A 25,616-nucleotide genomic window follows, 5' to 3' on the forward strand; every position below is an offset into this window, starting at 1 on the left:
GCGTCAGCGCCGGGCGTAGCGGAGCAGCAGCGTGCCGTCGCCCGCGTGCAGGACGTGGCGCAGCGGCAGTCGCCGTACCGGACCCGGGTCGCCGGCGGTGATCCGGCCGGGGCCGGCGCCGGCGAGCAGCGGGGCGACCGACAGGCAGACCTCGTCGACCAGGTCTTCGGCGGTGAGCGCGCCGAACAGTTGCGGCCCGCCCTCGCAGAGCACCTGGCCGAGGCCGCGTCGGCGCAGCTCGGCGAGGCCGGCGGCCAGGTCGACCCGGTCGTGGCCGCAGCGCACCAGGTCGGCCACGGCGGTCAGGCCGGGTGGTGCGGGCGTCGGGTCGCGGGTGAGGATCACCGGGCGGACGGGCGCGTCGGCGAAGGCGGCCTGGGTGGGGTCGAGGTCGAGGGTGCCGGAGACCACCACCAGCGTCGGGTACTCGGCCAGGCCGTGCGCGCGTCGCCAGTCGCGGCGGCGGGCGTCGAGGCGAACCGCACGGTAGCCCTCGTGTCGCAGGGTGCCGGCGGCGACCAGCAGCGCGTCACAGAGCATCCGCAGCAGACCGAAGACCCGCTTGTCGGGTTCCCCGGAGAGCCCGGCGGAGTACCCGTCGACACTCACCGCACCGTCGACACTGGTCACGAAGTTCATCCGCAGGTGCGGTGCGTCGGCGCGGCGGTAGTGCTCGACGAGGGCGGCGTCGTCGAGCGGTCCGGGGGACGGGGCCGGCCAGAGGGCGGAAATCGGCGCGGGCGCGGTCATTCGCTGGCCGGACCGGTGACCGGAGGGGTGGGTCGGGGGGTACGGTGCTGGCAGTCGCACCAGTTCCGGCCCGGGCAGTCGTCGTGCCGCCGCGTCCGGCACGCTCGGCAGATCATGCTCGCAGCCTATGCCGAGGAGGATGGGGACAGGATGCCACGTCAGATCTTCCAGTTGCGGATCTCCCTGTCCGGGGTCCGTCCGACGGTCTGGCGCCGGGTGCTCGTGCCCGGCGGCTACACCCTGGACCGGGTGCACCGGGTGGTGCAGCACGCGATGGGTTGGCGGGACTGTCGCCTGCACTCGTTCGAGATCGACGGCGTGCAGTACGGCGAGCCCGACCCCGACGGCGAGTTGGCCGTGCAGGACGAGCTGGACGTCCGGCTGGACGCGGTGCTGGGCAAGGGGAGCCGGTTCCACTACATCTACGACTTCGGCGACTGGTGGGAACACGACCTGCTGGTGGAGGACGTCTTCGTCGCCGACGCCGACGAGCGTTATCCCACCTGTCTGGACGGCGAGCGGGCCGGGCCACCGGAGGGCGTCGGCGGGCCGCAGGGGTACCTGCTGGTGCTCACCGCGCTCGCCCACGCGGACCATCCAGAGCACTCGGCGATGCGCGAGTGGGTGGCTCCCGGCTTCGATCCGGCGGCCTTCGACGCCGGGCGGGTCGCCACCCTGCTGCGCCACTTCTGCTGACCAACGCCTTGTCGCCGGCCGGCCCGCCGGCGGGTGTCGGGCGCCTTCCAGGCGTGTGAAGCAGTCTCGCGGTAACGATCTGGGAACGCTCCCAACGGCCTATTGACACTCCTGACACGTCCCGGCAATCTCATGGGAGCGTTCCCAGGATGGCGTGGATCACATCACCCCCGGGCGCCGCGCCGACCGACCCGGTCGGTGCCGGCAGGCGCTGCGGCACCCCCCACCACACGTAAACCAGCCTCACCACTGAAAGAGGGGTCAGGATGAACCTCACCACGCGGCGTACCCGCCTGGCGGCGGGCGCCCTGGCGGCGATCACCGCCGTCGGTGGCCTCGCGGCCTGCAGCAGCGACGACAGCCCGGCGGAGGGCGAGAAGCCCGCCAAGCTGGTCGTCGACACCTTCGGCGAGTTCGGCTACGACGACCTCGTCAAGGAGTACGAGCAGCAGACCGGCATCAAGGTCGAGCTGCGCAAGACCGCCCAGCTCGGCGATTACCGGCCGAAGCTGGTCCGCTACCTGGCCACCGGCAAGGGCGCGGCCGACGTGACCGCGCTGGAGGAGGGCATCCTCAACGAGTTCAAGGCCAACCCGGGCAACTGGGTCGACCTCACTCCGCTGGTCGCCGACCACTCCAAGGAGTACCTGCCCTGGAAGTGGGAGTTGGGCAAGGCGACGGACGGCAACAAGTTGATCGGCCTGCCCACTGACGTCGGCAGCCTCGCGGTCTGCTACCGCAAGGACCTGTTCCAGGCGGCCGGCCTGCCGACCGAGCGGGACGAGGTGGCGGCGCTCTGGCCGGACTGGAACGGCTACCACCAGGCCGGCCAGAAGTACAAGCAGGCCACCGGCAAGGCCTTCGTCGACTCGATCACCGCGGTCTCCAACGGCGTGCTGTTCCAGCAGGGCAGTGACCTGTTCTACGACAAGGAAAACAACGTCATCGCGGACAGCAGCCCTGCGGTGCGGACCGCCTGGGACACCGCGACCTCGATGGTGGACATCTCCGCGAAGGCGACCACCTGGTCGCCGGAGTGGTTCGGTGGCTTCAAGCAGGGCACCTTCGCGACCACCTTCTGCCCGTCCTGGATGCTCGGCATCGTCCAGGAGAACTCGGGTGAGGAGAACAAGGGCAAGTGGGACGTGGCCACGGTGCCGGGTGGCGGCGGCAACTGGGGCGGCTCGTGGTTGGCCGTGCCGGAGCAGAGCAAGTACCCGGCGGAGGCGGCGAAGCTCGCCGAGTTCCTGACCAACGCCACCAGCCAGGTTGCGGCCTTCAAGAAGTCGGGCCCGCTGCCGACCAACCTGGAGGCGCTGAAGAACGAGGACTTCCTCACCTACACCAACGAGTACTTCAGCAACGCGCCCACCGGCAAGATCTTCGGCGAGGTCGTCGAGAAGATCCAGCCGGTGCACCTCGGACCGAAGCACCAGGCGGTGAAGGAGAACGCGTACGAGCCGGCCATGCGGGCCTTCGAGGGTGGCCAGGCCACCAAGGAGAAGGCCTGGGAGCAGTTCACCAAGGACGCAGTGACGCAGGGTGCCTTCTGAGTGAATCCTGATACCGGTGGCGTTCGGGGACGGGGCCCGAACGCCACCGGTCGGTCCCCATCCGGGTAGCCCCTGCGCGCCGGCTGCCCGGGCCTTGCCGGCAAAGGAAAACAAGTCATGAGCCTCTCGGCCACGACGGCGCCGCCGTCGCCCGCACCACCGCCTCCCGACACAGCGCCCCGGCGGCGGGGAAGCCTGCTCAATCGCCTGGATATCAAGTACTCGCCGTACCTCTACATCGCGCCGTTCTTCCTGATCTTCGGCGTGTTCCAGCTGTACCCGATGACGCGTACCTTCTGGATGTCCCTGCACGACTGGGACATGATCGGCGAGCACACGTTCATCGGGTTTGACAACTACACCGCGCTGATCTCCGACGAGTACTTCTGGAACGCGCTGGTCAACACCTTCGGCATCTTCGCGCTGTCGACGATCCCGCAGCTGCTGCTGGCGCTCTTCCTGGCGAACCTGCTCAACCGCACCATGCTGCGAGCCAAGACCTTCTTCCGGATGGCGATCTTCGTCCCGAACGTGGTCTCGGTGGCCGCGGTCGCGATCGTCTTCGGCATGTTGTTCCAGCGCGACTTCGGGCTGTTCAACTGGCTGCTCAGCACCGTCGGGGTGGACCCGATCGACTGGCGCAACCAGACGTGGAGTTCCTGGACGGCGATCGCCACCATGGTCAACTGGCGGTGGACCGGTTACAACACGCTGATCCTGCTCGCCGGCATGCAGGCCATCCCCAAGGACCTGTACGAGGCGGCCGCGATCGACGGGGCCAGCCAGTGGCGCCAGTTCTGGCGGATCACCCTGCCGATGCTCAGGCCCACCTTCCTCTTCGTGGTCATCCTCTCCACCATCGGTGGCATGCAGCTCTTCACCGAGCCGCTGCTCTTCGCCAACGGCAGCGTCATCGGCGGTAACCAGCGGGAGTTCCAGACGCTGGCGATGTACATGTTCGAAAAGGGCATCTACAACCTGAGCACCGCCGGCTACGGAGCCGCGGTGGCCTGGGCCATCTTCATGATCATCATCTTGGTGTCGCTCGTCAACTTCCTACTCGTCCGCCGCTCGGCCAAGTGAGGAGAGATCACCAATGATCTCGGCTTCCCAGCGCCTGTGGCGCACCAGTCCACTGACCTACGTGGCGCTCGTGCTGGCAGCGCTGTTCTCCATCTACCCGCTGTACTACATGGTGGTGATCAGCACCCGCTCGCTGGACGCGATCAACGACGTGCCGCCCCCGATGGCCCCCGGCGAGTCTTTCGGGGACAACTTCGGCCGGGTCCTCGACAACGACGCGGCCAACTTCGTTACCGGTCTGATCAACTCGATCATCGTCTCCTCGGTGGTCACCATCGCGGTGGTGCTCACCGGCTCGCTCGCCGGCTTCGCCTTCGCCAAGCTGCGCTTCCGGGGGCGCAACATCCTGCTGCTGTCGATCATCGTCACCATGATGATTCCGACCCAGATGAGCATCATCCCGCTCTGGGGCATGATGCAGACGTTCGGCTGGTACGATAGCCTCTACGCGGTCACCGTGCCGTTCCTGGTCACCGCCTTCGGCGTGTTCATGATGCGGCAGTACGCCACGCAGGCGATCTCCGACGAGCTGATCGAGGCCGGTCGGGTCGACGGCGCCAGCACCTTCCGGATCTACTGGAACATCGTGCTGCCCGCGCTGCGTCCCGCCGCGGCCGTGCTCGGTCTGCTCACCTTCATGGAGCAGTGGAACTCGTTCCTGTGGCCGTACGCGATCCTCAGTCCGGAGAACCCGACCCTGCAGGTCTCGCTCTCCTTCCTCTCGTACGCCTACTACACCGACTACTCCCAGGTCTTCGCCGCCACCGCGGTCGGCACCCTGCCACTGATCCTGGTCTTCATCCTCTTCGGCCGTCAGATCATCGGCGGCATCATGGAAGGTGCCGTCAAGTCGTGAGCAACCCCGCCACTCCGCCCGCAGTCGGCGTCCTCGACGGGCGCGCGCCGTTGACCTTCCCGCCCGGCTTCCTCTGGGGCGCGGCGACCGCCGCCTACCAGATCGAGGGCGCGGCGGCCGAGGGTGGGCGTACCCCGTCGATCTGGGACACCTTCAGCCACACCGAGGGCCGCACCGTCGCCGGGCACACCGGCGACGTGGCCTGCGACCACTACCACCGGCGCGCCGACGACGTGCGGTTGATGGCCGAGCTGGGGTTGAAGTCGTACCGGTTCTCGGTCTCCTGGCCGCGGGTGCAGCCGGGCGGTTCGGGACCGGTCAACGCCGAAGGCCTCGACTTCTACCAGCGGCTGGTCGACGATCTGCTGGCCAACGGGATCGAGCCGTGGCTGACCCTCTACCACTGGGATCTGCCGCAGGAACTCGAGGACGCCGGCGGTTGGCCGGCGCGGGACACCGCCGCCCGGTTCGCCGACTACGCACAGTTGATGGCCGACGCGCTGGGTGACCGGGTGAAGTACTGGACCACCCTCAACGAGCCGTGGTGCTCGGCCTTCCTCGGCTACGGCTCCGGGGTACACGCCCCGGGTCGTACCGACGGGGCCGCCGCGGTCCGCGCCGGGCACCACCTGATGCTCGGGCACGGGCTGGCCGTGCAGGCGCTGCGTGCGGCGCTGCCCGACGCGCGGCTCGGGGTGACCGTCAACCTCTATCCGGTGACCCCGGCCAGCGACTCGCCGGCCGACGTGGACGCCGCCCGGCGCATCGACGGCCTGGCCAACCGGTTCTTCCTCGACCCGCTGCTGCGCGGGGCGTACCCGGACGACCTGGTGGCCGACCTGGTCAAGGTGACCGACTTCGGGCACGTGCAGGACGGCGACCTGGCCACCATCGCCACCCCACTGGACCTGGTCGGGGTGAACTACTACAGCCGGCACGTGGTGGCCGCGCCGATCCCCGGCGAGGAGCCGGAGCGGTACTGGCGGTCGCCGTCGAACTGGCCGGGCAGCGAGGATGTCCGGTTCGTCACCCGAGGCGTACCGGTCACCGACATGGACTGGGAGATCGACGCCCCCGGTCTGGTGGAGACCCTGCGCCGGGTGCACGAGGAGTACACCGACCTGCCGCTCTACGTGACCGAGAACGGGTCGGCGTTCGTCGACGCGGTGGTCGACGGGCAGGTCGACGACGCCGACCGGCTGGCGTACTTCGACGCGCACCTGCGCGCCTCGCACGAGGCGATCGAGGCGGGCGTGCCCCTGCGGGGATACTTCGCCTGGTCGCTGATGGATAATTTCGAGTGGGCCTGGGGTTACACCAAGCGGTTCGGCATGATCTACGTCGACTACGACAGCCAGACCCGCATTCCCAAGTCCAGCGCCAGGTGGTACGCGGAGGTGATCCGACGCAACGGTCTGGCCGCACAATAGGGCGACGGCCAGCCAGTAACGGGCGGCCCGGCACCAACGCTCAACCAGGTGCCGGTGCCGCCTGACGTCGGAGGAGCAGACGATGACAACGCAGCGCACCCGGTCGCTCGGGCGCCCGACCCTAGACGCGGTCGCGGCTCGCGCCGGCGTCGGCCGCGGGACGGTCTCCCGCGTGGTCAACGGCTCTCCTCAGGTCAGTCCGGAGGCCCGGGCCGCCGTCCAGCAGGCCATCGCCGAGCTGGGGTACGTGCCGAACCGGGCCGCCCGGGCGCTGGTCACCCAGCGGACCGACTCGGTGGCCCTGGTGGTCAGCGAGTCCGGGGAGCGGATCTTCGCCGAGCCGTTCTTCGCCGCCATCGTGCGGGGCATCAGCTCGGCCCTGCTGGAGACGCCGTTGCAGCTCTGGCTGGCCATGGCGCAGTCACCGCTGGAGCGTGAACGGGTCGAGCACCATCTGACCAACCAGCACGTCGACGGCGTACTGCTGCTGTCGTTGCACGACGACGACCCGCTGCCGACCCTGCTGGAGGAGCGCGGCCTACCCACGGTCCTCGGCGGGCGTCCGGCGCGGATGCTGCACCCCGACGCCCAGCCCGCCTCGTTCGTGGACGTGGACAACGCCGGTGGGGCGCGGCAGGCCGTGCAGTACCTCGCCGGGCGGGGGCGGCGGCGCATCGCCACCATCGCCGGGCCGCAGGACATGGGCGCCGGCCTGGCCCGGCTGGCCGGCTACCGCGACGCGGTACGCACCGCCGGGTTCGGGATCAACCCCGACCTGATCGCGTACGGCGACTTCAGCGAGGAGAGCGGGGCGGCCGCCATGCGGCAGCTGCTGGACCGCTGCCCCGACCTGGACGCGGTCTTCGTCGCCGCCGACCTGATGGCCTTCGGTGCCATGCGCACCCTGCGGGAGGCCGGTCGCCGGGTGCCGCAGGACGTGGCGGTCATCGGCTTCGACGACGCGCCCATCGCCCGGCAGGCCGACCCACCGTTGACCTCGGTGTTCCAGCCGGTGGAGGAGATGGGCCGGCAGATGGCCCGGCTGCTGGTCGCCCGGATCCGGGGCGACGAGATCGCCGCGCCGCACATCGTGCTCGACACCCAGCTGATCGAGCGCGCCTCCGCCTGACCCGCCCCGAGGTCTGGGTACGAACGCGTCCCCGGAAGGGCGTTTTCGTACCAGGACCGCAGGTGGGAGGGGAGTTTGACCCTCGGGACATGCCGCCGCAACAGGGACGAAATGGTCAACTGCCAGGCTGGGGGTCAGCCTGCCGGCCATGTCGTCGGCCCGCCGAGCGGAGGGTTCAGATGTTGCTGCGCGTTCGGGTCACCCTGCCGGACCGTCCCGGCACGCTCGGCCAGGTGGCTCGCACCCTCGGGGTCTCCGGCGCGGACATCGTCCAGGTGGTCGTGCTGGAACGACTCGGCGGCCGGGCGGTCGACGACTTCACCGTGGTCTGGCCCGGCGCCGCGCGGGTGGAGCGGCTGCTGGCCGGCCTGGCTGCCATCCCCGGGGTGCGGGTGGACGGGGTGTGGCGGGCGATCGGCGCGCCCACCACCACCGGTCAGGACGCCGAACTGCTGGCACAGGTCGCCGCCAACCCGGCCGACGGGCTGGCCACCCTGGTCGACGCGGTACCCGGCCTGCTCGCCGCCGAGTGGGCGGTCGCGGCGGTGGTACCGGTCGACTGGGCCTCCCGCGTCGGTGGTGGTGGGGCGACCGTGGGCCACGCCAGCTGGCGCACCCCGGTGCCGCCGCTGCTGCCGGAGGTGACCCCGCTGCGCGCCCGTTCGATGACCATGCCCGACGGCGGCCACTTCGCGGTCGCGCCGTTCGGTCGGGCGGGACTGGTCCTGGTGGTGTCCCGCGACTACAGCGAGACCCTCGCACCGGCGGCGTTCCACTCCACCGAGGTGGATCGGCTGGCCCAGCTGGTCCGGGCCAGCGCGGTGATCCTCGGCGACCGGCTGGACCTGGTCGGCCCGCCGGCGGTCAGCGCCAACCCGTGATGCCCTGAGCAGCTGTGACGCAGAACGCAGCGCCGGTGGCGGCCCGACACGGTGGGGCAACCGGCCGGCAACAGCCGGGGGAGAGGCTGGGCCGGAAGGGAGGCAACGATGACGCTGTGGCGGATCCGGGCCACCGTGGACGACCGACCGGGCTACCTGTCGGTCCTCGCGGCGAGCCTCGCGTTGCGCGGAGTCAACATCCTCACCGTGCAGGTGCACACCACCGAGCACGGTGCCGTCGACGACTTCCTCGTCGACGCACCGGACACCATCGACGAGGCGGACCTCGTCGCCGCGGTGGAGCGGGGCCGGGGTCGGGACTGCTGGGTGGCGCGCAGCGAGGCGCGTGGCCTGGTCGACCAGCCGACCCGGGTGCTCGGGTTGGCCACCCGGCTGGTCCGTGACCCGGACGCGGCCGGGGAGGTGCTGCGGACCGCGCTCGGCGCCGACGAGGTGACCTGGCGTCCCGCGCCGGTCGCGGCCCGATCCGGTATCGACGACACGACGATGCAGCTGACCGATCCCAACGGCGGGTCGTACACCCTGCGTCGCATCGCACCGAGTTTCACCCCGGCGGAGTACGCCCGGGCCCAGGCGCTGCTGGAACTGGCGGCCACCGCGGCCCGCCGGGCCGTCGAGCAGGTCACCGTGGTCCTGCCGGACGGCGCCGAACTGACCGTACGCCCGGCGGTCGCCGACGACCTGGCAGGCGTGGTCGAGCTGCACGAGGCATGCTCGGCGCGTACCCGGCAACGCCGCTATCTGGGCGGGGCGGCGCTGCCTTCGCCCGCCCGGCTGCGTCGGCTGCTGGAGCCGACCCGGGGGCTGACCCTGGTCGCCGTGACGACCGGCTCCGCCGGGGCGGGGGAGTCGGTGGTGGCGATGGCGAACCTGCTCGCCGAGGGCGACGAGGCGGAGCTGGCGCTGCTGGTCCGCGACGACTGGCAGCGGCGTGGGCTGGGCTCGACGCTGTTGCGACGGTTGACCCGGCAGGCCGAGTCGTCCGGCTACGCGGCGATGGTGCTGCACGTCGAGGCGGACAACACCCCGATGCTGCGTACGCTGCGTCGGCTGTCCCGGCCGACCACCGTCGAGTTGGACGCCGGACTGTTGACGTTGACCGTGCCGCTGGTCGCCGAGGTGGCGACTTCGGTGGAGCGCCCCGGCTGACGGCCGGGACGAGACGACCGACCTCCGGTGCGGAGGACGGTGAGGTGGGCAGGACTCCCGGTGCGGGGGTCCTGCCCACCGCCTGTTGACCGCCGGGTCGGTACCCGCCCGAACTCTGGGCGGACGGGTGCGCCAGCCGGTCTGGGAATGCGAGGACGGCCGCCGGAGGGACACCGGCGGCCGTCCTCTGGGTGGTGGTAGGTCAGCTGGTGAAGGTGATCCGGTCGCGTCGGCGACGCAGGGCCAACAGGGCGGCACCGCCGCCGATCAGTGCGAGGCCGGCCAGGGCGATGCTGGTCACGGCCGCGCCGGTGAGCGGCAGGTCGCCACCGCCCGGGTTGCCGGGCGGGGTGGCCGACGGCGCCGGAGTCTCCGAGGGCGACGGTGACTCGGAGACCGAGGGCGACTCCGACGGGGACTCGGAGGGCGCGGGGGACTCCGAGGCCGTGGGCGATTCGGAGGCCGTGGGCGACTCGGACGGCGATGCCGAGGGTGACGGCGAGCTGCTCGGTTTCGGCGAGTGGGAAGCCGTCGGCGTCGGTGACGGCGACTGCAGGGTCGGCGTGCCGGCGCAGGTGTGGCTCAGGTTGAACCGGTCGGCCGTGCCGCTGATCGTGGCGCCGCCGTCGACGAGTGTCCAGCCCGCCGGGGTGAACAGGTAGGCGTGGATCAGCCGACCGCTCGCCGCGTACAGCGCGTCGGGGTAGGCGTCGCCACTGTCGGGCACGGTGACGGTGACCGTGCCGTGCCCGTCGTCGAAGGTGAGGGTGAGCTTCTCGAACCCACCCGCGGACGGTCCGCCGGGCAGGACGAAGTGCCAGCCGTCGTGGTCGGCGGGGCGGCCCGTGAACCGCTGGTCGCCGCACTGCTGGGTGAATCCGGCCGCCGTGGCGTCCCGGTGGGCCGAATGGAGCGGGATGTCGCTGCTCGCCCAGGCCGGCGCGGCCAGGGCGAGGATGGTGGTGGCGGCGACGCTGGAGACAGCTGCCCGCGCCACGCACCGGCGTTGTGCCATGAGTCTTCCTCCGAGATCGGTCGAGGTGACGGCACATGTTCGCACCCGCGGCCGCCGTCCTGATCTCAGTCGAACGGCCTGACCTGTGGGACGGGAGGACTCGATGCCGGGCCGGAGAGTGCGGCCGGTGTCGTCGGCGGGCGTGTCGGTGTAACGCCGACGGGGTGGGTGGCGCTGGGCTACCCCCGCCACCCCCGCTACCCCCGCCAGCGCCGCCACGACCATCACCATTCGCCGTCCGGCAGATCAACTACGCGCTCGGCGACAACCCGCGCAACTCCAGCTACGTGATCGGCTTCGGCGCCAACCCACCGAAGAACCCGCACCACCGCACCGCGCACGGCTCCTGGTGGGACAGCATGACCGTGCCCGCCGAGACCACCGAGACCACCGAGACCACCGAGACCCGGCACACCCTCAACGGCGCCACCTGCACCGTCGCCTGACGCCGGACCGCCGCCCGGTCACCGGCCGGGCGGCGGCCGACCACCATCAGACCGCCCGGTGGCATCATCTGTCGTGAGCGTGATTTCACACAGAAATATTTATTGCTGTGTGAAATCACCACCATGGGAAGTGGTTGTCGCCGGCCGCGCCGCCTGTGCCGGCGGGCCGACGCTCCCAGTCAGGGCAGCTCGTCGGCGAGGAGGTCCATCAGCAGGCCGTCGTGCCAGCGGCCGTCGGCACCACGCTCGTACCGACGCAGCAGGCCGACCGGGCGGAAGCCCACCTTGGCGTACGCCCGGATCGCGGCGGTGTTCGACGCCGCCGGGTCGATGGTGAAGCGGTGGTGGCCGTGGGCGTCGACCAGGTGCCGGACCAGGGTACGGATGGCGTCGCCGCCGAGTCCGGCACCGCGTACCGCCGGGTCGAGGAAGATGTCCAGGCTCGCGTGCCGGTAGTCCGGGTCGTCCTCGGCGAACCACTGGATCGCGCCGACCACCCGGCCGCCATGCTCGATGGCGTACACGGTCAGGTCGTCGTCGGCGAGGTCGGCGGCGACGGCGGCGGCCAGGTCGTCGTCGCCGCGCCACCAGCGGCGTACCTCCGGTTCGGCCCGGATCGCGGCGAGGGCGGGCACGTCCGCGTCCGTCGCCGGTCGCAACACCACCGTCCGTCCCCGCAGCAGCATGCTCAGCCTCGCAACTCGCCGTGCTCCACACAGATCGCCGACCAGCCGACCGGCAGCACCTGCACCTTCATCCGGCGGCGGCAGTGCGCACAGTAGCGGGGTGGCTCCAGCGCACGCGCCGCCGCGCAGCCGTCGTGCGGACCGGACGCGGCGGCCTCGCCGCACCGGTCGCACCACGGCCCGGCGGGCACCGGCTGTCGGTCACCCGCCCGCGTCGCGGCGTCGCGCATCGCCGTCACAGCATCGCCCTCACAGCATCGCCCTCACAGCGTCGCCGAGAGCGCCTTGACCGGCATCTTCAGGTCGTCGAGCAGCTTGAGGTCCTCGGTGGCCGGCCGGCCGAGGGTGGTCAGGTAGTTGCCGACGATCACGGCGTTGATGCCACCGAGCAGCCCGTCGCGGGTACCCAGGTCACCCAGGGTGATCTCCCGGCCGCCCGCGTACCGCAGGATTGTGCGCGGCATGGCCAGCCGGAACGCGGCGATGGCCCGCAGCGCGTCCTTGCCCTCGACCACCGGCCGGTCACCCAGCGGGGTGCCCGGGCGGGGGTTGAGGAAGTTCAGCGGCACCTCGTGCGGGTCCAGCTCGGCCAGCTGGGCGGCGAACTCGGCCCGCTGCTCCACCGTCTCGCCGAGGCCGAGGATGCCCCCGCAGCAGACCTCCATGCCGGACTCGCGGACCATTCGCAGGGTCTCCCAGCGCTCCTCGAAGGAGTGCGTGGTCACCACGTTCGGGAAGTACGAGCGGCAGGTTTCCAGGTTGTGGTTGTAGCGGTGCACGCCCATCTCGACCAGCTCGTCGACCTGCTCCTGGGTGAGCATGCCCAGCGAGGCGGCGACCTGGATGTCGACCTCGGCCTTGATTGCCGCGACCCCCTCGCGCATCTGCTTCATCAGCCGGGCGTCCGGTCCACGCACGGCGGCCACGATGCAGAACTCGGTCGCCCCGGTCGCGGCGGTCTGCCTGGCCGCCTCGACCAGCGAGGGAATGTCCAGCCAGACCGACCGTACCGGCGAGGCGAACAGCCCGGACTGGGAGCAGAAGTGGCAATCCTCCGGGCAACCGCCGGTCTTCAACGACACGATGCCCTCGACCTCGACCTCCGGACCGCACCACCGCATCCGCACCTCGTGGGCGAGTTGGAGCGTGGCGGTCAGGTGCTCGTCGGGAAGGTTCAACACCGCGAGGACGCCGGCCTGGTCGAGGCCGACGCCGTTCTCCAGCACCTGGGTCCGGGCCTGGTCGAGGATCTCTGGCATGGCTCGTACCCTACAAGGCCGGTCAGCGGGCGGAAACGAGCGCGGGCGGGCCGCCTCGACGGCGCCGCCGGAGCGCGCGGCGAGCCGTACGGCGCCACGCCGGGGCACCCCGTACGGGTGGTAACTTCGCCCGGCGGGAACGCCCGACCGGCGGGGTCGTCCGACCGGACGACGACGGCGCAACGGGTGGGAACCGGCAGGAAAGGGACGTGGCGGTGGCGGACTGGCTGGCGGCGCTGGACCGCCGTGCCGAGTTGCGGGCGAAGGCGGGGCTGACCCGCCGGCTGCATCCGCGTACCGCCGATGACGCCGTGGTCGACCTGGCCGGCAACGACTACCTGGGGTTGTCCGCGCATCCGGAGGTGGTCGCCGCCGCGGCGAAGGCGCTCGCGGAGTACGGGCTGGGCGCCACCGGCTCGCGGCTGGTCCGCGGCTCCACCGCCGCCCACCACGCCCTGGAGGACACCCTCGCCGGGTGGCTCGGCACCGACCGGGCCCTGGTCTTCTCCTCCGGTTACCTGGCCAACCTCGGCGCGATCCGGGCCCTGGTCCGCCCCCGTACGCTGCTGGTCTCCGACGCGCACAACCACGCCAGCCTGATCGACGGTTGCCGGATCTCCGGTGCGCAGACGGTGGTCACCCCGCACGCCGACGTGACCGCGGTCGCGGCGGCCCTGGCGGCGGCCCCCGGCCAGCCGGCGGTCGTGGTCACCGAGTCCGTCTTCTCCGTCGACGGTGACCTGGCCCCGCTGACCGAACTGCACGCGGCCGCCCGCGAACACGGTGCGCTGCTGCTGGTCGACGACGCGCACGCGCTCGGCGTGACCGGTCCCGCCGGTGCCGGTGCGGTGGCCGCCGCCGGGCTGGCCGGCGAACCCGACGTGGTGGTCACCGCCACCCTGTCCAAGGCGTTGGGCGGTGCCGGTGGGGTGGTGGCGGGCCCGGCCGGGTACGTCCGGCACCTGGTGGAGACCGCCCGGACGTTCATCTACGACACCGCCCTGCCACCGGCGGTGGCCGCCGGGGTGCGCGCCGCCGTCGAGCTGGCCCAGGCCGGCGACGACCGGCGCGCCGAACTGGTCGAGCGGGCCGCCCACGCGGTGCGTCGGCTGCGCGCCGCCGGTCTCGACGTGTCCCGTCCCGACGCCGCCGTCGTCTCGGTCACCGCGCCCGGCCCGGAGGCGGCAACCGCCTGGGCCGCCGCCTGCCGGGACCGGGGTGTGGCGGTGGGTTGTTTCCGGCCACCCTCCACCCCGGACAGCCGTTCCCGGCTGCGGCTGACCGTCAGTGCCGGACCGTCGCGGGCGGAGTTCGACCATGCCCTGGAGGTCATCGTGGAATGTGCGCCATGACGGATCAGTGGCGGGGACCGGTGCTGGTCACCGGGACCGACACCGAGGTCGGCAAGACCGTGGTGACCGCGGCGATCACGGCCGCGGCGCAGGCGGCCGGGCTACGGGTCGCGGTGGTCAAACCCGGCCAGACCGGTACGGCCGGCGGTGTGCCCGGCGACGTCGAGGCGATCACCCGGCTGGCCGCCCCGATGACCGGCCGTACCCTGGCCGCCTTCCCCGACCCGCTCGCCCCGCTGGCCGCCGCCCGGGTCGCCGACCTGCCGCCGCTGGAGCTGTACAACGCCGTCGACGCCATCCGCGAGGAGACCGACAAGCACGACCTGGTGCTGGTCGAGGGGGCCGGTGGGCTGCTCGTACCGATGGGGCTGCGCCCGTCGGGGGAGCCGTGGACGGTAGCCGACCTGGCGGTGTCGCTGGGCGCACCGGCGGTGGTGGTGGCCCGCGCCGGCCTCGGCACCCTGAACCACACCGCGCTCACCCTGGAAGCCCTCGACCGGCGGGCCGTACCGGCCGGGGTGGTGATCGGCGCCTGGCCGGTCGAACCGGAGCTGGTGCACTGGGCCAACCTCAGCGACCTGCTGCCGAACCTGCTCGGCGCCCTGCCGGCCGGTGCCGGTGCGATGGACCCGGGAGTGTTCCGCCGCTCCGCGCCGGGCTGGCTGACCCCGGCCCTGTACGGCGTACTCGACGACTGGCGCGCCTGGGCCGACGAGATCAGCTGAAGCACTCCGGCGTCAGCGGCGGACCACGAAGGCGTCCGGCATCCGGAAGGTGAGGTTGTCCGGGCACCAGGGGGCGCGCACCACCCGTACCCCGGCCAGCAGCGGTGCGGCCTCGGCCACCAGCGTGCCGGCTTCCATCCGGGCGAGTTGGTCGCCGACACAGCGGTGTACGCCCGCCCCGAAGGCCAGGTGCCGGCGCGATCCGCGTTGCCCCGGCCGGAACTCGTCCGGCGACTCCACGGTCACCGGATCGCGTCCGGCCCGGGCCAGCCACAGCACCAGGCTGGTACCGGCCGGCACCGCGGTCCCGCCCAGCGTGGTGTCGACGGCGGCGACCCGGCGCCAGGTGACGATCGGCGGTTCCAGCCGCAGCCCCTCCTCGACCACGTCGGCGACGTGCACCGAGCCGTCGCGCAGCCCGGCCAGCACCGCCGCTTCTCCGGTGAGCCGGTGCATCAGCAGGGTGAGGAACTGTGAGGTGGTCTCCTGCCCGGCGACCAGCAGGAAGAACAACGCGCCGACGACCACGTCGGGCGGGTGCCCGGCGGCCCGCAGGGCTGCGGCCAGGCCGCCGCCGGTGGCCGCGAACTCCCGCAGTACCCGGTGGAAGCGGCCCACCTCGGCGGCGAGCAGCTGCTGCCGGTCGGGGTCCAGCGGCGCCCAGAACAGCTCCAGGGCCGCGCGGGCGAACGCCTTCACCGCCGCGACCGGCGCGTCGGGCAGCTCGACCAGCCGGGCCAGGACCAGCAGCGGCAGGTCGGCGGAGAGGCCCGCGTGCAGGTCGACCGGTGCGCCGGTGTCCAGGGTGGCGGTCAGCTCGGCGACCCGCTGGCGGACCAGCGCGGCCAGCCAGTCCCGTTGGGCGGCCACCCGGGTCGGGTGCAGGGCGTCGGCGACCAGGGCACGGATCCCCGGATGGCTGGCGCCGCCGTTGTTGGCCAGCGTCGGCGGCAGCCGGAACCGGTGCGTGGCGAGGATCCGCAGCGCGGCCACCGGCATCGGGGTGACCGCGTCCAGCGCGTTGTCCGGCCGGAACGTGACCGGGTCGGTGAGTACCTGCCGGACCAGCGCGTGCCGGGTCACCAGCAGGTGTTCGCCGCCCACCCGGTCGGCGACGCGGGCCACGTCGGGCCAACCGGACACGCCGCGGTCGGCTTCGGACACGCCGCGGCCGGCCCCGGCGTCGTCGGTGGTCGCCCGGACCTGCTCCCAGCTGCGGAACAGCACGGCGTCACGCTAGTCGGCCGCTTTGGGGCGCCCCGCGCGCAGCTGCCACACGGTGGTGCGCTTCACCCGTACGCTCTCCAGCGCCTCGGTGACCGGCACGTCGTACGCGGCCAGTTCGTCGAAGCGGTCCCGCGGCAGGAAGGCCCGGCCGGGATCGCCGACCAGCACCCGCGCCCCGTCCCGGGCGGCGCGCAGCAGGAACCGCAGCACCCGGTTGGCCATCGCCGCGCTGTAGAACACGTCACCGGCGAGGACCACCTCGGCGTCGCCCGCGTCGGCGTCCAGGATGTCGCCGAGTTCGGCGTCGACGCGTACCCCGTTGGCGTCGGCGTTGAGCGCGACGGCCGCGACGGCCAGTTCGTCGACCTCCACCGCGCGCACGGCGGCGGCACCGGCCCGGGCGGCGGCGATGGCGACCAGCCCGGATCCGGAGGCCAGGTCGAGCACCCGCCGGCCGGCGACCAGCTGCGGGTGGTCGGTGACGTGGCGGGCGAGCCCCTGGCCGCCGGCCCAGGCGAAGGCCCAGAAGGGCGGTGGGCGGTCGGTGCTGAACTCACCCTCGGTCAGCTCCCACAGGCCGATCGGCTCGTCCGCCTGGTGCAGCCGCACCTCGGGTACGAACGCGACGGGCGTGAGTCGGGCGTGCAACTGGACGAAGGCGGTGGAGAGTGCGGACACCCGGTGATTGTCCATCGGGCTCGCCGACGGCGTGTCGCGGGTGTCGGGTGACCGGTTCAATACCGTCTGTGAAAAGGGGCATCTCGCTTCACAGTACGTGCGAACACGCCCGTCTACCGGGTGGTCTCCGGCGCTCCTAGCGTTGCCAATGGAGACGACCAACGGAGGACAGATCGTGAAGAGGCTGTGGCGCGGGACGCTACGGATCGGTGTGGTGCTGGCCTGTCTCACCGGAGTGGACATCGCCCTGGCGACACCGGCGCAGGCGGCGTTCGCCACCGAACTCAGCGGTGTGCCCGACCAGTTCACCGCCGGCGGGCGGGTGGCGACGGTCTCCGCGGTGGTGTCCCGCACGGACCAGGGGGGCTGCCTCAAGGTGCGCTGGTCGATGGTGCTGGCGGTGCAGGGGCTGCGGCTGGACCAGGTGCGGGTGGACCGGATCGAGGAGACCGGATCGTTCCCGGTGGAGGTCCGTGTCGACGGTGACGCGGCGCGGTTGACCGACCGTCAGCTGGACCCGGGCACGCTCTGCCCGGGCCGTACGGTGACTGCGCAGTACCGGATCGCGATCGTCGGGGAGGTCGACCAGGGCCGGATCAGCCTGGCCGCCGAGGCGTACGACCAGAACCTGCAACTGTTGTCCCGTCAGGCGGCGACGCGGGAGGTGGTCGGCCGGCGTGCCGCGGCACCGCCGACGACCGCGGCGCCGACCCCGAGTTCGGTGCCGACGGTGGACCCGGCGGAGGAGCCGGCCGAGGTGCCGACGGTGGACCCGGCCGACGAGGAGACCGACGCGACCGACGACGACGCCGGGGCCGGGGGCGGGGCGGCGGACCCGCCGGCCGCGGGTGCGGCCGGTAACGTCACGCAGTCCGGCACCGGGATCGGCCTGACCGAGGCGGCCTTCCTCCTCGGTGGTCTGCTGCTCTTCCTCGGCGTCGGCCTGTTGATGCGGCTGCGGCAGTTGACCCGCGAACCGGAGGTCGCCGAGGGGGTCGCTACCGCCGCGGGGGTCGCTACCGGCCCGGTCGCTGAGTGGCAGGGGCCGGGCGGGGAGTGGGAGCGCCAGCCGGACCGACGGCGGTGGCGTACCGTGCCCCGCTGAGCGGGGGCGGACCGGCCCGGTGGTGTCACGGCGCCCAGTCGGGGTCGCGGCCGAAGGCGGCGATGAGCCGGTCCTGCTCTCCGGCGGCGGTGGAGACGTCCACCTCGGGGCGGACCAGTCCGTTGCGCTGGTAGCTGTCGACCTGTCCGCTGAACCAGCGGGCGCACTCGGCGACCGCACCCGGGTCCAGTCCCGGGTCGGCGCCGATCGCCACGGCGAGGTCCCAGCCGTGGACCAGGTGTTCGGCGATCAGCTGCCGCAGATACTCCTCGGCCGGGGTGTCTCCGGCCGACAGGTGCACGGTGCCGTCGAGGGCGCCGGGCCGGTTGGCGGCCAGTTCGGCCTGTGCCGCCGCGTCCCGGGCCGCCTCGGCCGGGTCGGCGCCCAGCTGGTCGCCGTCGTACCGGTCGCCGACCTCGGCGATGGTCCGACCGGCGAGCAGGGCGACGCTCCACCGGTCCTCGCCGACCACGTGGTTGACCAGGGTGCGCACGTTCCATTCGGCGCACGGGGTGGGCGCCGACCACTGCGCGGGGTCGACCTGTCCCACCCGGTCGGTGAACTCGGCCACGCTGCGCCGGTACGTCTCCAGCAGGTCCATGGCGTCATTGTCGCGGGCGGCGGCGGGGGTGCGGAGCGGTTCGCCGCAGGCGCCCGCGGGCTCAGTCCAGCTGTGCGGGGTCGAGCCCGAGTTCGCGGGCGGTCACCAGGCGGATCCACTCGGCGAACTGCCGGCGGGAGATCACCCGCTCGTGCACCGCCAGCTGGACCGCCAGGCCGTCCATCACCGCGCTGATCCGCCAGGCCGCGCCCGCCGGGTCCGCGCACTCGAAGACGCCGTCGCGGACCCCGTCGGAGATCACCGTGGCGAGGTCCTGCCGCCAGCGCAGGTCGAGCTTGCGGGAGACCTTCTCCAGTTCCGGGGTACGCAGCGACTCGGCCCAGCCGTCGATCCACATCGACCAGGACGTGGGCCGCCCGGCGGGGGTGTAGAGGCGCAGGATGCGCCGCAGCTTGGTCAGCGGCGGGGCACTGGACCGGGTCACCGCGTCCAGTCGGGCCAGATCCTGCTCCACGGCGTACGCGAACGCCTGGGCGAGCAGCCGTTCCTTGGTGGCGAAGTGGTAGAAGACCAGTGCCTGGCTCACGCCGGCGGCCTGCGCCACATCCGCCGTGCGGGTGTTCGCCAGCCCGCGCTCCACGATCACGTCACATGCGGTGCGCAGCAGGGCATCCAGGCGGATTTCGGCCGCACGTCTCGTCACGTTCGTCACCGTAGCCCATCGAAACGGATACGGCCTGTCACCAAGGCCTAGTTGATCTGGCTCGCGACAGTCAGAAGGCGGACAGTTGCCTCGGGTGAAGGTCCGTCCGTCGACCTTTCACATTCCTGGCCCGCGTTCTTTGGGCGAGTCCCGGCAGGTCAAGCCGCCCATCCTCCTAGGAAGATCTAAGCGGGGTGGTCCGGGACTCGCCACGGGCGTACCCGATTTGGCAACCGTTCCCCGACTCGGCTAAAGTTCTCATCCGTCACCGGGAACACTCGGGGGCATGCGGACGTAGCGCAGTTGGTAGCGCATCACCTTGCCAAGGTGAGGGTCGCGGGTTCGAGTCCCGTCGTCCGCTCGGAGCTGCCGCCACGCGTGACGGGGGCAACCTCGGTGGGGTGGCCGAGAGGCGAGGCAACGGCCTGCAAAGCCGTGTACGCGGGTTCAAATCCCGTCCCCACCTCGGTAAAGAGCAAGGGCGATTGGCGCAGTGGGAGCGCGCTTCCTTGACACGGAAGAGGTCACTGGTTCAAACCCAGTATCGCCCACCAGTTCGATGATCAGTTGAAGCCCGCTACCGGTGTTCCGGTGGCGGGCTTCCTGTCTTGCGCGAGCGGCGTCAGGCTGACCCTGGCCCCGATCAGCTCCGTCGGCCGCCGGTCACAGCGGCGGCGCCACGTCCCGACGCTCCTCGACCCGGCGGTACTGCGCGGGCTCCTCGACGCGGCGGTACTCCGCCGGCTCCTCGGTGGTGGCGACCACCTGCCGGCGGCGCCCCCAGACCAGCTGGGTCATGATCAGGCCGACCACGCCCGCCGCCATCAGGATCCAGCCGACCACCGTCAGGTCGAGACCGCCGATGCTGGCGTTGACCGCGAAGGTGAGGATCGCGCCTACCGCGAGCAGAAAGATGCTGGTTCCGATACCCATGACAGCCTCCTTTTCCCAGGGATGCGGTGTGCTGTCGAGAAGGGTCTGTACCCCGCCGGTGACCGGCGCAACCACCGACGGTGTGGGGCCGGCGCCCCGGGCGATCTTGCCATCGGGTACAGTTGGCCCGTCCCCGGCGGTACGCGGGGCAGGCGGACGTAGCGCAGCTGGTAGCGCATCACCTTGCCAAGGTGAGGGTCGCGGGTTCGAATCCCGTCGTCCGCTCGCGATCCATCCACACCCTCGGGGTGTGGCGGTCACCACGGGCGATTGGCGCAGTGGGAGCGCGCTTCCTTGACACGGAAGAGGTCACTGGTTCAAACCCAGTATCGCCCACCAGAGATCCACGGCCCGGCCGGCGCAGCGCGATGGCGGCGAGTTGCTCGGCCTGGGGCAGCTGTTCGGGTCCGGTCAGGTGGTGGGCGGTCGCGTGGTGGCCGTCCTCGGTCAGGGCCCGCACCGCGACCGCGACGAGGTCGGCCTCGTGTACCCGGGCCCGCCGCGCCTGTGGGTGGAACCGGTGCAGCATGGCGTAGCTGTGGCGCCCAGGCGAGGGTGTCGGCGGCGAACCCGCTCGCCCGGAGGAGGGTGCACTGGGCCGCCGAGGCGGCGAGGAGCCCTTCCAGGTGGGCGTGGGAGCCGAGGATGCCGCCGTCCGGCTCGGGGCCGGGTCGGACTCGCCCGTCCCCGCCCCGACCGACCATGTTGATCATGAGGTTGCCGGCAGGGTAAGCGCTTACCGCAACCGGCAACCTCATGATCAACACGACCGGGGTGGGGAGGGAGGGGAGGGAGGGGGAGGGGGTCAGGTGTGGAGGGTGAGGGCGAGTAGGCCGCGGTCCAGGCCGACCAGCAGGGTGTCGCCGACGGTGCAGCAGGTCAGCGCCGGATGGTGGACGGGGATCGTGCGTACGGACCGCCCGGTCATTGGATCCCAGATCCGTACCGTGCGGTCGCGGCTGGTCGAGGCGAGCAGATCCCGACCACCGACCCGCACCAGCGCCAGACCGGTGACGGCCGCGGTGTGCCCGTTGAACCAGCGGACCGGCTGGCCCCACTCGGCGTCCCACATCCGGATCGTGCTGTCCGCGCTGGCCGACACCAGCATCCGCCGCCCGGCCACGGTGATGCCGCACAGGGCGTTGACCTCGTCCTGATGGCCTTGCTGGGTCCAGACCGGAGTGTCGGCGCCACCCCACAGCATCAGGGTGCCGCTCTTGTCCGCCGAGGCGAGCGCGACCACGCCCGGCCACTCGACGGTCGCCAGGGCGGTCACCCAGGCGTGCGTGACGTGCCCGAGCAGCACCCCGAGGGCGGCGCCGGTGCGGGGATGCCACAGCCGGATGGCCTGGTCGTCGCCGGCCGAGGCGATCAGCAGCCGGCCGTCGACGACCAGGGTGCAGACCGCCGCGACCTCGCCGTAGTGGCCGCGCATCTCACCCACCTGTGTGCCATCGGTCAGCTCCCACCAGGCGACCGAACAGTCGTCCTGGGCCGTGTAGAGCAGTGGCTCGTCGTCGTCGGCGACCACGCACAGCGCGTTCACCGCCGCGGTCTGGAACTCCAGCAACCGCTCGCCGGTGTCGACGTCCCAGCGGATCACCTGGCCGTCGGTGCTGCCGGAGGCGACCCGCGCCGGCCCGGCGCCCGGCACCCGGCACAACGTGTTCACCGGACCGAACCGGTCCTGGGCGGCGACGGTGTCGGGCTGGCCACCGGCCGGATCCCACAGGCGTACGGTGCCGTCGTCCCCGGCGGTGGCGAGCATCCGGTGTGTCGCGGTGCGTAGCTCGCAGACCGCGCGGATCCAGCTGGCGTGCCCGCGCAGGCTCGGCCGGCTGCTCCAGGTCGAGACCTCCCAGAGCCGGATCAGGCCGTCCTCGCCGGTGGAGACGAGCAGGCGGCCGTCGGCGGTGTCCACGGTGCACAGATCGGTGACCGGCCCACCGGTGTCGAGAACCCGCACCGGTTCGCCGGTCAACGGATCCCAGAGCCGCACCGTGCCGTCGTAGCCGGCCGAGGCGAGCAGCGTCGCGTCGGGGGTACGGACCGCGTACAGGGTGGTGACCCAGCCGTCGTGACCGGCCAGGGTCAGTGTCGGCGCACCGGCCGCGGTCGGTTCCCAGATCCGGATCAGGCCGTCGTAGCCGGTGGAGGCCAGCAGGTGCCGACCACCGGCCGGCACGTAGGTCACGGCGGTCACCCAGCCGGCGTGGCCGGTCAGGACGTACCGCTGGGCACCGGTGACGGGATCCCAGACCCGTACCGTCCGGTCGTCGCCGGCCGAGGCGAGCAGGTCACCGTCGGGCAGCGGGAGGACACAGATGTTGCGTACCCAGTCGTGGTGTCCGAGCAGTTCGTGGCGGCGCTGGCCGGTCCGCGGCTCCCACAACCCGATCGTGCCGTCGTGGCTGGCGGTGGCGACCAACACCTCACCGGCGCCGGTGCGTACCGCGCAGACCCCGCGGATGGTGTCGTCGTGGCAGTTGAAGACGGCCTCGGCCTGGTTGGTCAACGGATCCCAGAGCCGGACGGTGCCGTCGTCGCCGACGGAGGCGAGCAGCCGTCGACCGTCGACCTCGACGGCGGCGACGTCGTAGACGGGCTGGAGGTGTCCGTCGAGCACGCTGCGTTCCTGCCGCGGTGGGGTGTCTGCCCACCGGGCCCGGTACGGTGCCCGATCGGCGGTGATGCCGCTGCCCAGACCGTCGAGGCAGTCGACGACCGAGAAGAGCGCCGCCCGCTCGTCGGGTGGCGCCGCGACCGCCAGCGGGGTGCGTTGTAGCAACCTGGCCCGGGCCTGCGGCAGCGGTGCGGTCGGTGGCGGTTCCGCGTCGACCACCATGAGCAGCCGGTCCAACTGCGCGTGGAGCAGGTAGTCGTCGTCGGCGAGGAGGTGTTCGACCATCCCGGCGCGGGCAGCGTGCTGGGGCAGCGACCGGAGCAGGTAGTCCGGGGCGTCGGCCCAGCCCGCGTCGCGGGCCAGGTCGAGCCAGGCCGAGACCAACCTGCGCTGGTCCTGGCGCCGATGCCCCCGGGCGTCGCGGTCGGCCAGCAGCGCCTCGTTGAGGGCCTGGTGGAACAGGCGGTACGCGGGCTGTGCCCCGCCGCCCGTCTCGACCAGGAAGTTCGCCGCCGAGGTACGGGCGAAGCCGCCCAGCTCCGCCTCGCTGACGGTGCCGCCCAGCGCGGTCACCGCGGCCTGCCACAGTGGCAACGGAAGCCCCGGTGTCTCGGCGTACGCCAGGGCGGTCAGCGCCAGCCGCGCGGAGGTGGTACCCGCCGTCGGTAGCCCGGCGAGGTAGGCGTCCAGTGCGTGGGCGACGGTGGCGGTGAAGGAGACCGAGGCCGGGTCGACCGGCGCGGTGTCGCGCAGCGCGTGTGCCCGTGCGACCAGGCCGGCGACGAGGAAGTTTCCCTTGGCCAGCGCGGCGATGCGCCGGGCGAGTGGGCCGGCGGCCCCGGGCTCGGCGTACGGGTTGGCGGGTCGTTCGGCGCCGAGCAGTTGCAGCGTCGCCTGCGCGTAGTTGACCAGGTCGGATTCGGCGAAGTACTCCGGTGCGTCGAGGTCGATCAGGTCGGCGTCCTCCCCGAAACGGGCGATCAGGTCGCCCTGGTCGTCGCTGCGCCGGGTGCCGACGACCACCCGGACCCCGTACCGGCCGCAGTCGCGGGCCAGCGGCAGCAGGATGTCGTCGACGATCCGTCGGGCGTGGCCGGGATCGGCGGCCTCGTCCAGGGCGTCGACGACCAGGGTGAACCGGGCGGCGCGCCGGTGCAGCCGGTCGCGCACCGCCGAAGCCAGGTCGGCCGGGTTGGCCGGCAGGTCGACGGCGGCGGCGCGGGCGATCTCGGTGGCCACCTCGATGGCGGTCTTGCCCTTCACGTGCACGGCGCAGGAGACGGAGCCGACCGTGGCCCGTACCGCGACGTCGTCGACGGGGAGGGCGGCCTGGATCTGTCGGTCGGCGGTGGTGACGATCCGGCCCAGAGCGGCGGACTTGCCCACCCCGGGGGAGCCGGTGACCAGCAGCGGCCGGATGACCGGAGTCGCCTGGTCGAGCCAGTCGACGATTCGGCGCAGTGCCCTGGTGCGGCCCCGGAACCGGGCGCCGCCCTCGGTATCCACCGCCACCCCGCGGGCCCGGGGCAGCCAGTGCCGACCGGCCTCCCCGTCGGTGTTCAGGGTCCAGCCCCAGGCGGACAGGGCGGTGTCGTCGGCGTCCGCGACCCGCCACGCGGACAGCATCCGCAGCTTCATCTCGGGCAGCTGCTCGTCGGCGTGGTGCAGGGTGACGGCCTGGCCCTTGCCCGTGCCGTCGGCGGAGACCACGACGCCGATCACCGCCTGGTACTCCGGTGACCAGACGGCGCCGCCGCTGAACCCCTTGCCCAACTGGCTACCGGCAGCACTGTCGATCATGATGCGTCCCCAGCCGCCGATCTCGGTGACCGTGCCGGTGGCCGGGGTACCGCCGGGTACCCCGGTGGGGAAGCCGTACGCCCAGAACGGCCGGTCGACCAGGGACCGGGGCTCCAGGCAGCGCAGCCGGGCCGGTGCGACGGTGACCGGCACGGGTTCGACGAGTTCGAGGACGACCAGGTCGACGTGCGCGGACCGGTGCCCGTCGTGCAGGCACTGGCGGACCCGGCGTCGGTCGAAGTAGCCGACCCTGGACGCGCGGGGGAAGGCGACCGAGAGGTCGTCGTGCAGTTGGCCGTCGGCGGCGAACGCGACGTGGTGGCAGGTGAGCACGAGGTTCGCGTCGATGACGATGCCGGTGCCGACCGGGATGTCCGGGTTGCCGTCGCGGTGCAGGGCGACCGCCCACGGGCTGTCGTCAGGGGCTGCTGTCACGGGCCACCGCGTCCGTCAGCGCCGCGGGCCGGTGCCGTTTGCCGGGGCTCCGTCGGGGGACCAGGCGAGGGTGACCTCGAAGTTCGCCTCGCCGGTCGTCTTGGCGACCACCCAGTTCGCCGTGCCGGTCGCCTTGATCCCGAAGCGCACCTCGACGGCGTCCGGGGAGACCGCCTTCACCTGCTCCAACAGTTCCTTGGCGGCGGCCACCGCCGGGGCGGCGGACTCCCGTACCCAGCCGGCGACGTCGCCGACGCCGGCGGGTTGGAAACCGGCCGGTGGGTCGACCTCGATCAACGCGACGGTTTTGTCGTCGACCTGGTAGCGGACCACCTCAGACTGCACCGGTCACCTCCGTGGCGTTCCCGAAATGGGCAGGAGCGGCAGGGCGTCGGGCAATTCCCTCCGGCCGCCGCTCGCCGATCAGTCATGCTGCCCGCTGTCCTTGCCGCTTGGCAACGGCCGAATGCCTGATCAGCGCCGCCCGCTCCGTACAGGTGTTTCAGTCGGGCCGTCCAC

The 25,616-nt window shown here is 72.2% G+C and carries 23 protein-coding genes, 5 tRNA genes and 1 pseudogene; 17 read left to right on the plus strand and 12 right to left on the minus strand.

The features are described from left to right. Nucleotides 1–3 precede the first annotated feature (3 nt). Nucleotides 4–750 (minus strand): pyrimidine reductase family protein, encoded by a 747-nt coding sequence (locus tag D2L64_RS21690; protein WP_119579056.1) that lies wholly within the window; start codon nt 748–750, stop codon nt 4–6. A 150-nt stretch (nt 751–900) separates the two neighbouring features. Here D2L64_RS21690 and D2L64_RS21695 point away from each other — a divergent pair, with 150 nt between their 5' ends. The 8 genes from D2L64_RS21695 to D2L64_RS21730 all read left to right on the plus strand — a co-directional run bounded on the left by D2L64_RS21695 (nt 901) and on the right by D2L64_RS21730 (nt 9,548). Further along, nucleotides 901–1,446 carry a plasmid pRiA4b ORF-3 family protein gene (locus D2L64_RS21695; protein WP_119579057.1) on the plus strand — a complete coding sequence of 182 codons (546 nt, stop codon included), beginning with the start codon at nt 901–903 and terminating at the stop codon, nt 1,444–1,446. Between the two features lie 266 nt (nt 1,447–1,712). Continuing rightward, nucleotides 1,713–2,999, plus strand: coding sequence for an ABC transporter substrate-binding protein (locus D2L64_RS21700; protein WP_119579058.1), 1,287 nt, complete (start codon nt 1,713–1,715; stop codon nt 2,997–2,999). 117 nt (nt 3,000–3,116) lie between these two features. Then, complete coding sequence (locus D2L64_RS21705) at nt 3,117–4,082, plus strand: carbohydrate ABC transporter permease (RefSeq protein ID WP_119579059.1); 966 nt, start codon at nt 3,117–3,119, stop codon at nt 4,080–4,082. Nucleotides 4,083–4,095: 13 nt separating this feature from the next. After that, nucleotides 4,096–4,938 (plus strand): carbohydrate ABC transporter permease, encoded by an 843-nt coding sequence (locus tag D2L64_RS21710; protein ID WP_119579060.1) that lies wholly within the window; start codon nt 4,096–4,098, stop codon nt 4,936–4,938. Next, the gene (locus D2L64_RS21715) at nt 4,935–6,368 is read left to right on the plus strand and encodes a GH1 family beta-glucosidase (RefSeq protein WP_119579061.1); all 1,434 of its coding nucleotides are present in this window, start codon (nt 4,935–4,937) and stop codon (nt 6,366–6,368) included. Before D2L64_RS21710 ends, D2L64_RS21715 begins: the two co-directional genes overlap by 4 nt. 82 nt (nt 6,369–6,450) lie before the next feature. Further along, nucleotides 6,451–7,497 carry a LacI family DNA-binding transcriptional regulator gene (locus D2L64_RS21720; protein WP_119579062.1) on the plus strand — a complete coding sequence of 349 codons (1,047 nt, stop codon included), beginning with the start codon at nt 6,451–6,453 and terminating at the stop codon, nt 7,495–7,497. A 179-nt stretch (nt 7,498–7,676) separates the two neighbouring features. Beyond that, entirely contained in the window at nt 7,677–8,378 is a 702-nt protein-coding gene (locus D2L64_RS21725; protein WP_119579063.1) for an ACT domain-containing protein, read from the plus strand. A 108-nt stretch (nt 8,379–8,486) separates the two neighbouring features. Further along, the gene (locus D2L64_RS21730) at nt 8,487–9,548 is read left to right on the plus strand and encodes a GNAT family N-acetyltransferase (RefSeq protein WP_119579064.1); all 1,062 of its coding nucleotides are present in this window, start codon (nt 8,487–8,489) and stop codon (nt 9,546–9,548) included. Between the two features lie 202 nt (nt 9,549–9,750). Here D2L64_RS21730 and D2L64_RS21735 read toward each other — a convergent pair whose 3' ends face one another. Continuing rightward, a complete protein-coding gene (locus D2L64_RS21735; protein ID WP_119579065.1) occupies nt 9,751–10,563 on the minus strand; it encodes an LPXTG cell wall anchor domain-containing protein in 813 nt (270 codons plus the stop codon). A 230-nt stretch (nt 10,564–10,793) separates the two neighbouring features. On the opposite strand from D2L64_RS21735, the pseudogene D2L64_RS27660 reads away from it, so the two are divergent. Next, a pseudogene (locus D2L64_RS27660) lies at nt 10,794–10,991 on the plus strand (glycoside hydrolase family 9 protein); the annotation flags it as partial. Between the two features lie 197 nt (nt 10,992–11,188). Here D2L64_RS27660 and D2L64_RS21745 read toward each other — a convergent pair. Genes D2L64_RS21745 through bioB form a run of 3 tightly spaced genes read right to left on the minus strand, consistent with a single transcriptional unit; the run spans nt 11,189 to nt 12,954 of the window. Continuing rightward, nucleotides 11,189–11,695 (minus strand): GNAT family N-acetyltransferase, encoded by a 507-nt coding sequence (locus tag D2L64_RS21745; protein ID WP_407663160.1) that lies wholly within the window; start codon nt 11,693–11,695, stop codon nt 11,189–11,191. 2 nt (nt 11,696–11,697) lie between these two features. Then, the gene (gene bsaP / locus D2L64_RS21750; RefSeq protein ID WP_119579098.1) at nt 11,698–11,925 is read right to left on the minus strand and encodes a biotin synthase auxiliary protein BsaP; all 228 of its coding nucleotides are present in this window, start codon (nt 11,923–11,925) and stop codon (nt 11,698–11,700) included. Between the two features lie 33 nt (nt 11,926–11,958). Continuing rightward, nucleotides 11,959–12,954, minus strand: a complete 996-nt coding sequence (gene bioB / locus D2L64_RS21755; RefSeq protein WP_119579066.1) for a biotin synthase BioB — start codon at nt 12,952–12,954, stop codon at nt 11,959–11,961. 215 nt (nt 12,955–13,169) lie between these two features. Between bioB and D2L64_RS21760 the strand changes: the two genes are divergently transcribed. After that, the gene (locus D2L64_RS21760; RefSeq protein ID WP_119579099.1) at nt 13,170–14,306 is read left to right on the plus strand and encodes an 8-amino-7-oxononanoate synthase; all 1,137 of its coding nucleotides are present in this window, start codon (nt 13,170–13,172) and stop codon (nt 14,304–14,306) included. Next, nucleotides 14,294–15,031 carry a dethiobiotin synthase gene (bioD, locus tag D2L64_RS21765; RefSeq protein WP_119579067.1) on the plus strand — a complete coding sequence of 246 codons (738 nt, stop codon included), beginning with the start codon at nt 14,294–14,296 and terminating at the stop codon, nt 15,029–15,031. Before D2L64_RS21760 ends, bioD begins: the two co-directional genes overlap by 13 nt. Before the next feature lie 12 nt (nt 15,032–15,043). Here bioD and D2L64_RS21770 read toward each other — a convergent pair whose 3' ends face one another. Further along, entirely contained in the window at nt 15,044–16,195 is a 1,152-nt protein-coding gene (locus D2L64_RS21770) for a cytochrome P450 (protein WP_119579100.1), read from the minus strand. Between the two features lie 72 nt (nt 16,196–16,267). Continuing rightward, nucleotides 16,268–16,936 carry a class I SAM-dependent methyltransferase gene (locus tag D2L64_RS21775; protein ID WP_119579101.1) on the minus strand — a complete coding sequence of 223 codons (669 nt, stop codon included), beginning with the start codon at nt 16,934–16,936 and terminating at the stop codon, nt 16,268–16,270. A gap of 175 nt (nt 16,937–17,111) precedes the next feature. Here D2L64_RS21775 and D2L64_RS21780 point away from each other — a divergent pair, with 175 nt between their 5' ends. Next, nucleotides 17,112–18,041, plus strand: coding sequence for a hypothetical protein (locus D2L64_RS21780; RefSeq protein ID WP_119579102.1), 930 nt, complete (start codon nt 17,112–17,114; stop codon nt 18,039–18,041). Nucleotides 18,042–18,066: 25 nt separating this feature from the next. Here the strand turns inward: D2L64_RS21780 and D2L64_RS21785 are convergent, their stop codons facing one another. Both D2L64_RS21785 and D2L64_RS21790 read right to left on the minus strand, forming a co-directional pair. Further along, nucleotides 18,067–18,642, minus strand: a complete 576-nt coding sequence (locus D2L64_RS21785; RefSeq protein ID WP_119579068.1) for a TIGR03086 family metal-binding protein — start codon at nt 18,640–18,642, stop codon at nt 18,067–18,069. A gap of 61 nt (nt 18,643–18,703) precedes the next feature. Next, on the minus strand, nt 18,704–19,306 hold the full coding sequence (locus D2L64_RS21790) for a TetR/AcrR family transcriptional regulator (protein WP_119579069.1): 603 nt from the start codon (nt 19,304–19,306) through the stop codon (nt 18,704–18,706). A gap of 288 nt (nt 19,307–19,594) precedes the next feature. On the opposite strand from D2L64_RS21790, the gene D2L64_RS21795 reads away from it, so the two are divergent. The 3 genes from D2L64_RS21795 to D2L64_RS21805 all read left to right on the plus strand — a co-directional run bounded on the left by D2L64_RS21795 (nt 19,595) and on the right by D2L64_RS21805 (nt 19,860). Then, a tRNA-Gly gene (locus tag D2L64_RS21795) sits at nt 19,595–19,667 on the plus strand. A 34-nt stretch (nt 19,668–19,701) separates the two neighbouring features. Next, nucleotides 19,702–19,772 (plus strand) — tRNA-Cys (locus tag D2L64_RS21800). 13 nt (nt 19,773–19,785) lie between these two features. Continuing rightward, nucleotides 19,786–19,860 (plus strand) — tRNA-Val (locus D2L64_RS21805). A gap of 109 nt (nt 19,861–19,969) precedes the next feature. Here the strand turns inward: D2L64_RS21805 and D2L64_RS21810 are convergent. Then, a complete protein-coding gene (locus D2L64_RS21810; protein ID WP_119579070.1) occupies nt 19,970–20,239 on the minus strand; it encodes a DUF6458 family protein in 270 nt (89 codons plus the stop codon). 152 nt (nt 20,240–20,391) lie between these two features. Here D2L64_RS21810 and D2L64_RS21815 point away from each other — a divergent pair. Then, nucleotides 20,392–20,464: transfer RNA gene (locus D2L64_RS21815), tRNA-Gly, on the plus strand. A 39-nt stretch (nt 20,465–20,503) separates the two neighbouring features. Beyond that, nucleotides 20,504–20,578, plus strand: a tRNA-Val gene (locus tag D2L64_RS21820). A 466-nt stretch (nt 20,579–21,044) separates the two neighbouring features. Here D2L64_RS21820 and D2L64_RS21825 read toward each other — a convergent pair. Both D2L64_RS21825 and D2L64_RS21830 read right to left on the minus strand, forming a co-directional pair. Next, nucleotides 21,045–25,097, minus strand: coding sequence for a trypsin-like peptidase domain-containing protein (locus tag D2L64_RS21825; protein WP_119579071.1), 4,053 nt, complete (start codon nt 25,095–25,097; stop codon nt 21,045–21,047). Between the two features lie 15 nt (nt 25,098–25,112). Beyond that, nucleotides 25,113–25,442, minus strand: coding sequence for a CU044_2847 family protein (locus D2L64_RS21830; RefSeq protein WP_199714706.1), 330 nt, complete (start codon nt 25,440–25,442; stop codon nt 25,113–25,115). Between the last annotated feature and the right edge of the window lie 174 nt (nt 25,443–25,616).

It is taken from the genome of Micromonospora radicis, assembly GCF_003583405.1.
Taxonomy (GTDB): Bacteria; Actinomycetota; Actinomycetes; order Mycobacteriales; family Micromonosporaceae; genus Micromonospora; species Micromonospora radicis.

Bases quoted from the DNA above. Each gene is read 5' to 3' on its own strand.
- D2L64_RS21695 (WP_119579057.1), top strand. From the start codon at position 901: ATGCCACGTCAGATCTTCCAGTTGCGGATCTCCCTGTCCGGGGTCCGT.
- D2L64_RS21785 (WP_119579068.1), bottom strand. From the start codon at position 18,642: ATGGACCTGCTGGAGACGTACCGGCGCAGCGTGGCCGAGTTCACCGAC.
- D2L64_RS21730 (WP_119579064.1), top strand. From the start codon at position 8,487: ATGACGCTGTGGCGGATCCGGGCCACCGTGGACGACCGACCGGGCTAC.
- D2L64_RS21710 (WP_119579060.1), top strand. From the start codon at position 4,096: ATGATCTCGGCTTCCCAGCGCCTGTGGCGCACCAGTCCACTGACCTAC.
- D2L64_RS21705 (WP_119579059.1), top strand. From the start codon at position 3,117: ATGAGCCTCTCGGCCACGACGGCGCCGCCGTCGCCCGCACCACCGCCT.
- bioD (WP_119579067.1), top strand. From the start codon at position 14,294: ATGTGCGCCATGACGGATCAGTGGCGGGGACCGGTGCTGGTCACCGGG.
- D2L64_RS21690 (WP_119579056.1), bottom strand. From the start codon at position 750: ATGACCGCGCCCGCGCCGATTTCCGCCCTCTGGCCGGCCCCGTCCCCC.
- D2L64_RS21745 (WP_407663160.1), bottom strand. From the start codon at position 11,695: ATGCTGCTGCGGGGACGGACGGTGGTGTTGCGACCGGCGACGGACGCG.
- bioB (WP_119579066.1), bottom strand. From the start codon at position 12,954: ATGCCAGAGATCCTCGACCAGGCCCGGACCCAGGTGCTGGAGAACGGC.
- D2L64_RS21725 (WP_119579063.1), top strand. From the start codon at position 7,677: ATGTTGCTGCGCGTTCGGGTCACCCTGCCGGACCGTCCCGGCACGCTC.
- D2L64_RS21810 (WP_119579070.1), bottom strand. From the start codon at position 20,239: ATGGGTATCGGAACCAGCATCTTTCTGCTCGCGGTAGGCGCGATCCTC.
- bsaP (WP_119579098.1), bottom strand. From the start codon at position 11,925: ATGCGCGACGCCGCGACGCGGGCGGGTGACCGACAGCCGGTGCCCGCC.
- D2L64_RS21735 (WP_119579065.1), bottom strand. From the start codon at position 10,563: ATGGCACAACGCCGGTGCGTGGCGCGGGCAGCTGTCTCCAGCGTCGCC.
- D2L64_RS21720 (WP_119579062.1), top strand. From the start codon at position 6,451: ATGACAACGCAGCGCACCCGGTCGCTCGGGCGCCCGACCCTAGACGCG.
- D2L64_RS21700 (WP_119579058.1), top strand. From the start codon at position 1,713: ATGAACCTCACCACGCGGCGTACCCGCCTGGCGGCGGGCGCCCTGGCG.